General features: G+C 60.7%; 5 protein-coding genes. 3 read left to right on the top strand and 2 right to left on the bottom strand.

Features of this window, described 5'->3' with window-relative positions:
* Positions 1–8: 8 nt before the first annotated feature.
* The gene (locus AN189_RS16735; protein ID WP_226747074.1) at positions 9–506 is read right to left on the bottom strand and encodes a component of SufBCD complex; all 498 of its coding nucleotides are present in this window, start codon (positions 504–506) and stop codon (positions 9–11) included.
* Between the two features lie 150 nt (positions 507–656).
* Between AN189_RS16735 and hemB the strand changes: the two genes are divergently transcribed.
* From hemB to AN189_RS16750, 3 genes are all read left to right on the top strand, one after another.
* Positions 657–1661, top strand: a complete 1005-nt coding sequence (gene hemB / locus AN189_RS16740; RefSeq protein ID WP_056038601.1) for a porphobilinogen synthase — start codon at positions 657–659, stop codon at positions 1659–1661.
* A gap of 95 nt (positions 1662–1756) precedes the next feature.
* Positions 1757–2320, top strand: coding sequence for a YSC84-related protein (locus tag AN189_RS16745; RefSeq protein ID WP_056038604.1), 564 nt, complete (start codon positions 1757–1759; stop codon positions 2318–2320).
* Between the two features lie 22 nt (positions 2321–2342).
* The gene (locus AN189_RS16750) at positions 2343–2933 is read left to right on the top strand and encodes an NTP transferase domain-containing protein (protein ID WP_056038608.1); all 591 of its coding nucleotides are present in this window, start codon (positions 2343–2345) and stop codon (positions 2931–2933) included.
* A 103-nt stretch (positions 2934–3036) separates the two neighbouring features.
* On the opposite strand, the gene AN189_RS16755 is transcribed toward AN189_RS16750, so the two are convergent.
* Positions 3037–6430, bottom strand: a 3394-nt coding sequence (locus tag AN189_RS16755) for a Hint domain-containing protein (RefSeq protein ID WP_172794937.1), incomplete at its 5' end; no start/stop codon positions are given.

Genomic DNA, 6430 nt, shown 5'->3' on the forward strand with positions numbered 1-6430 from the left:
TGTCAAGGTCACAAGGCGCGCACGACCATCAGGTTCTGCGCCATCCCGAACATCGCGGTAATGAAAATCGAGATCATGCCGACGATCTGCACCCACAGACGGTGGCGCATCAGGATCTTGATCAATGCGTCATGTTCCGGTTCCAACGCATAAATCTTGTTCGCGGTGGACAGGCTGACGGCCCCGACGATCGTCAGTGGAAAGGACAGGAAAAACAATGCCTGCGCCAGTTGGATCCAGTAATAGAACCCCAGGATCGCCAGCGATGACAAAAAGAAACAGATCACTGCGGTCATCGCGACACCCGCTGAACCTGCCAGCGACAACAGCCGCGTGACGCTGATCCGCGTTGCATCGACCAGATCGTCGCGCGCCTGGCCGGGCTTGCGCCGCGCGCGCTGCACCAGATCATATGGCACGCCGATCACGTAATAGCTGAGAGAGGACCACATCAGGGCCAGCACGACCCAATACCAGATCGAACTGAACGATCGAAAATCGATCACTTGCAGAATTGTCGCATTCCAGTTCACGGGGTCTCGCTTGCTTGGCAGTCACATGTTGGACGGACACTATGGCCCACACTTGGGAATGCCCAGACTTGTGAGCGTCGCATTTCCGTGCGACCCATCAGGTGTGACAAGAAAGGCCCGCCCATGAAACCCACCGTTGCACCCTTCCCCGCCACGCGCCTGCGCCGCCTGCGCAGCACCGATGCCCTGCGGCGGTTGTCGCGGCAACACAGGCTAAGCGTGGATGATCTGATCTGGCCGATTTTCGTCATGGACGGCACCGACACCGAAGAGGCGATCCCCTCCATGCCAGGTGTCACGCGCAAGACACTGGACCGCGCCGTGGCCGCCGCCAAAGAGGCCCATGCCCTGGGGATTCCGGCCATCTGCATCTTTCCCTACACCAGCATGGATGCGCGCACCGCGGATTGCGCACTGGCCTGGTCGCCCGACAACATCAGCAACCAGACGATCCGGGCGATCAAGGACGCAGTGCCCGAAATGGCGATCATGACCGACATCGCGCTGGACCCCTACAACATCAACGGCCACGATGGTTTCGTCGAGGATGGTCAGATCGTGAATGACCGGACCGTCGAAGCATTGGTGAAAATGGCCATCGCACAGGCCGAGGCCGGCGCCGATATCCTTGGGCCGTCCGACATGATGGACGGGCGGATCGCGGCCATTCGCGCAGCACTCGAATCCCACGGTCATCACAACGTGGCGATCCTCAGCTATACCGCGAAATACGCCAGTGCCTTTTACGGGCCATTCCGCGATGCGGTCGGCGCCTCTGCCGCACTCACCGGCGACAAGAACACCTATCAGATGGACCCCGGCAATGCGGACGAGGCGATGCGCCTTGTCGAACGTGACCTGTCAGAGGGTGCGGACATGATCATGGTGAAACCCGGAATGCCCTATCTCGACATCTGTCGCGCAGCCAAGGAGATGTTCAGCGTTCCGGTCTTCGCCTATCAGGTGTCCGGCGAATACGCGATGTTGCAGGCAGCAGCGCAGAACGGTTGGCTGGATGGTGACAAGGTCATGATGGAAAGCCTTTTGTCCTTCAAAAGAGCAGGTTGCGACGGAATCCTCACGTATTTTGCCCCAGCCGCCGCCCGGATGCTGCGTAATGTGGCCTAAGCCTGCATTAAGGGTGTGACAGATTTGCACAATGCGCCTATACTTGTGCGACAGAAGACGGAAAACGTCTCATCGGCAGTAAAAGGGCAATTCAGATGACGATATTGAACAGACGGCGCGTGCTGTTGACGGGTGCGGCTGCAGCGACAGCCGGGCTGGCGGGCTGCGGAAATGGCGTTGGAAACGGGGCCGCCGCGACGATTGATGCGCGCGTGGCCAGCACTGTGGCATTCATGCATGACACCTACCCCGGCACCCGCGACCTGAGCGAACGCTGCGCCGGCCGGCTGGTCATGCCCGTCGTGACAGAGGCCGGACTGGGGATCGGTGGATCCTTTGGACGCGGCGCATTGCAGGTCAATGGATCGACGGTGGATTACTATTCCGCCGCCAGTGCATCCGCCGGTTTTCAGATCGGCGCACAGCAATACAGCCACGTCCTGTTTTTCATGACGCAAAACGCGCTCGCGGATTTCCGTGCCAGCGCCGGATGGGCTGCGGGTGGTGATCTGGAATATGCCGTTCCTGAACGTGGCGAGGTGCTGCGTGCCGAGACGATTACATCGCTCGCCCCCGTGATCGCGATCCTGTTTGCCCAATCGGGCCTGCGGATCGGCGCCACGCTCGAAGGCACGAAATACACCAGGATCATTCCATAACGATATGATAAACCGGGATAAAATGGAAACTATCCCGATTGTTGTCCTCGCGGCTGGGACTGCGTCGCGAATGCGCGGCGCAGACAAGCTGACCGCATTGATCGACGGTGAGCCGCTTTTGCGTATCGTGGTGCGCCGCGCTGCATCCCTTGGCCCGGTCCATGTGGCCCTGCATCACAACGCGCAGGCGCGCCGCGCGACGCTGGATGGGCTTGCGGTGACGGTGCTCCAGACACCGCACGCCGCCGAAGGCCTGTCTGGCACAATGCGCGACGCAATCGGACAACTGCCTAGCTGTCCGGCGTTCATGATCGTCCTTGCTGACATGCCGGATATCACCCGTGCCGACATGCAATCACTGATCGACGCCCGCAACAGCCATCCGGACGCCCTGATCTGGCGTGGTGCGACGATAGATGGTCGCCCCGGCCACCCGATCCTGTGCGACGCAAGCCTGGCCCCTCGGTTTGCCCATCTGACCGGTGATTCCGGTGGCAGTGAGATCATGAAAACGTTTTCCGATCAGACGGTTCTGGTGCGTTTTTCAGACGATCGCGCCCGCCTGGATCTGGATACGCCAGAGGCATGGGCAGCCTGGCGCGCGGCGCGCTGATCCAGCCGGTAGCAACCTTTTGTTAAAACGAAAACAGGGGCCCGCGCGGGCCCCTGTTTCGCATTCCCGTGCCGCAATGACACGGGAACTGGCTGCATGTCGTTTACTTCATCAAAAGCTTGGCTTCGTGCTTTTTCAGTGCCTTGCGGGCAGACTGGTAACCTTCCAGACCGGCTTCGGTCTTCAGCTCGGGGAAGAGTTCAAAGATCTCGTTCCGCTGGCTGTTGCCCAGACCATTCAATGAATAGTCACCCGGGTGGAAGCTTTCGGTCCATGCCCCGTTCGACAGCACGACTTCGTGCTGTTCGAACATGAAGTGGATGTAGGTCGTCCGCATGACATCCACCGTATGGATCCCCTGCGCACCCACCATGTGCTTGGCCGCTGCAAGAACCTCACGCTCTTCAAAGTAGAGCTGCGTCTTCTCGCTGGACACCAGCAGGCGGTGGTTCGGAGACAGCATCATGTCGCGCTCTGGCAGACCGTGGCCCAGTGATCCGGCCTTGACCAGGATCGGCTTCATGTGCGGTTTCGCCGCCAGCTCCTTGCCGGTGAACTCCTTCTGACCGTACCAGGCGATTTCCTGGATGCCGTTGTCGCGGGTGATGATCTTGTCACCCACGCGCAGGTCCTCGACCAGACGCTCGCCTTTTGGCGTGGCGATCAGGGTGCCCGGCGTAAAGCAGGGTGCCTCAATCTCCTCAAAGGTCGCGGTGGTGCCGTCCTTGAAGAAGATGGTTCCGCTTTCGCGCAGCTCTTCCGCGTCGCCAGCACCGCCGTTGGTTTCGATCCGGTCGATCTTGTCCAGGGTCGTCTGGTCAAAGTTGAACCGGTCGATATCACCATCGTCGGGGTCTTCACCGCCAAAGATGACATCGCCAGAGGACACGTCGGTAAAGGTATCGTTGCCAAAACCACCCTTGACCACGTCAGCGCCGTCACCGCTGCTGATGACGTCATCGTCGACGCCCGCATCGATGTTGTCCGAACCGTCACCACCAAAGATGGTGTCCGCATCGTCACCAGTCCGGATCGTGTCGTCACCGTCGCCACCGAACACGGTGTCGCGGTTGTCGAACGGATCAGGATCAGCGGCCAGACCGTCGCCCGGATAATCCTTGTCCGGCAGGTTGCTGTTACCCTCGTCGGTAAAGATCTGGTCGTTGCCAGCCCCACCATTGATGGTGTCGGACCCGTCGCCGGACCGGATGACGTCATTGCCATCGCCGCCCAGGATGCTGTCGTCGCCGGTAAATCCGCCGATGATGTCGTCGCCGGTGCCACCGTCGATGACGTCGTTGCCGCCGCCACCCTGGATGCTGTCGTCGCCAGCCCCACCAAAGATCAGGTCATCACCGTTGTCACCCTGGATGCGATCGTCGCCGTCACCACCATCCAGCAGATCAGTATCCGCACCGCCTTGGATAAAGTCGTTGCCGGCCCCACCAAAGACAGAGTCGTCACCAAAGCTGCCGGTCAGGCTGTCATCGCCGTCGCCACCAAAGATGGTGTCGTCACCCATGTTGCCCGCAACCGTGTCGTTTCCGGCCCCTGCAAAGATCTCATCATTGCCGTCACCGCCAAAGATCGAGTCGTCGCCACCTTGGCTGCGGATGACATCGTCACCCTCACCACCCAGGATGCTGTCGTCGCCGTCAAAGGCACCGATCAGATCGTTCCCTTCGCCACCGTCAATGGTGTCGTTGCCGCCACCGCCCTGGATGCTGTCGTCACCGACGCCACCAAATATCCGGTCATCGTCGTTGCCGCCCTGGATCGTGTCGTTTCCTTCATCGCCGAACAGCGTGTCGAAACCGCTTCCGCCCTGGATAAAGTCATCGCCAGTGCCACCAAAGACAAGGTCGTCGTCCAGGCTGCCAGTCAGGGCGTCATTGCCCTGATCGCCATACAGCGTGTCGTTGCCCTGGTTACCGGCGATCGTATCGTCGTCGATACCGCCAAAGATCAGGTCATCGCCCGTCCCGCCAGAGATGCTATCCGCATCGTCACGCCCATAGATCGTGTCGTTGCCAGCCCCGCCAAAGATGGTGTCGCGGTTGTCGTCGGGTGCCGGATCAACGGCATCGGGCAGATCAAAGGTGTCTGTTTCCAGCCCGCCAAAGATCACATCGTCACCGTCATCGCCCTGCAGGGTATCAACACCCTGCCCGCCGATGATCGTATCGTTGCCTGCCCCGCCGCTGACAAAGTCATCGTCGATGCCTGCGTCGATCGTGTCGTTGCCCGTGCCACCGAACACGATATCGTCGTCATCGCCGGTTGTGATGATGTCATCACCTGCACCACCGTCGACCACGTCGCGGTCATCGTTCGGGAACGGATCGTTGTCACCGATCGGCAGACCCGGCACCGTGGCACCCGGATAGTCGTAGTCCGTCGCCGGGTTGGCGTGATTGCCCGTGTTGATGACGTCGTTGCCGTCACCACCCGTGACAGAATCGCTGCCGACCCCACCCGTGATGCTGTCGTCGCCTGCGTCACCGGCCAGCGTATCATTGCCGGCACCACCCTGGATGGTGTCGTTGCCGTCACCGCCCGCGACAACGTCGTCGCCCAGGTTGCCGTCCAGCACGTCGTCACCGGCACCACCGTCGATGGTGTCGTTGTCGTCACCACCGTTGATGGTGTCGTTGCCGATACCGCCCTCGATGGTGTCCTCACCGTCGCCACCACGGATCGAGTCGTCTCCATCACCGCCGAGGATGGTATCATCCCCGTCGTTGCCAAAGATGCTGTCGTTGCCCGCGTCACCGCTCAGCGTGTCGTCGCCGACACCACCGTCGATCGTGTCATCGTCGGCACCACCGAACACCTCATCGTTGCCGTCACCGGCGTCGATGCTGTCGTCGCCCTCGAACCCGAGGATCAGGTCGTCATTGCCGGTATCGCCGGGCAGTTTGGCATCGTTGCCGTCGACGATATCGCCATCCGCATCCACATAGGGAATGTCGGGGTTGATGATGTCGTTGCCTGCGGTGCCCTGAATGGTACCGTCGTTGTCACCACCCACGCGGAAGGTCACGGTTGCCGTATCGGTGCCGCCATTCCCGTCGCTGATGGTATAGGTGACTGAAGTCTCGACCACATCGTTCAGACCGACATTGTCGAAATCACCGTTCGGATCGAAATCGACCGTACCGTCGGCAGCAATGATGAACAGGCCACCGTTGTCACCGGCAATCGGCGTGCCGACGCCACCCAGGGCAGCATTGACGCCAACGACTGTCAGCGTATCGCCTTCTGGGTCGGTATCGACACCCGCGCCGTTGTCACCGGTAATGACATTCCCGTCGACATCGCCAGCGAGCTCGTCTGCCCCAACCACAAAGATATCGTCACTGGCCACGGGACCGTCGTTGGTGCCGGTCACGGTCAGGGTGACCGTCACGGGATCGCCCGGCAGGCCGGAATCGTCCTGGGGTGTGTAGGTGACCGTGGTCGTGGCTTCTTCGCCCTCGGCCAGGTCATCGAATTCG

The organism is Loktanella sp. 3ANDIMAR09 (assembly GCF_001420005.1).
In the GTDB taxonomy this organism is placed as follows: Bacteria; Pseudomonadota; Alphaproteobacteria; order Rhodobacterales; family Rhodobacteraceae; genus Loktanella.

Excerpts from the sequence above, each read along its gene's own strand:
- hemB (WP_056038601.1), top strand. The coding sequence starts at position 657 with ATGAAACCCACCGTTGCACCCTTCCCCGCCACGCGCCTGCGCCGCCTG.
- AN189_RS16745 (WP_056038604.1), top strand. The coding sequence starts at position 1,757 with ATGACGATATTGAACAGACGGCGCGTGCTGTTGACGGGTGCGGCTGCA.
- AN189_RS16750 (WP_056038608.1), top strand. The coding sequence starts at position 2,343 with ATGGAAACTATCCCGATTGTTGTCCTCGCGGCTGGGACTGCGTCGCGA.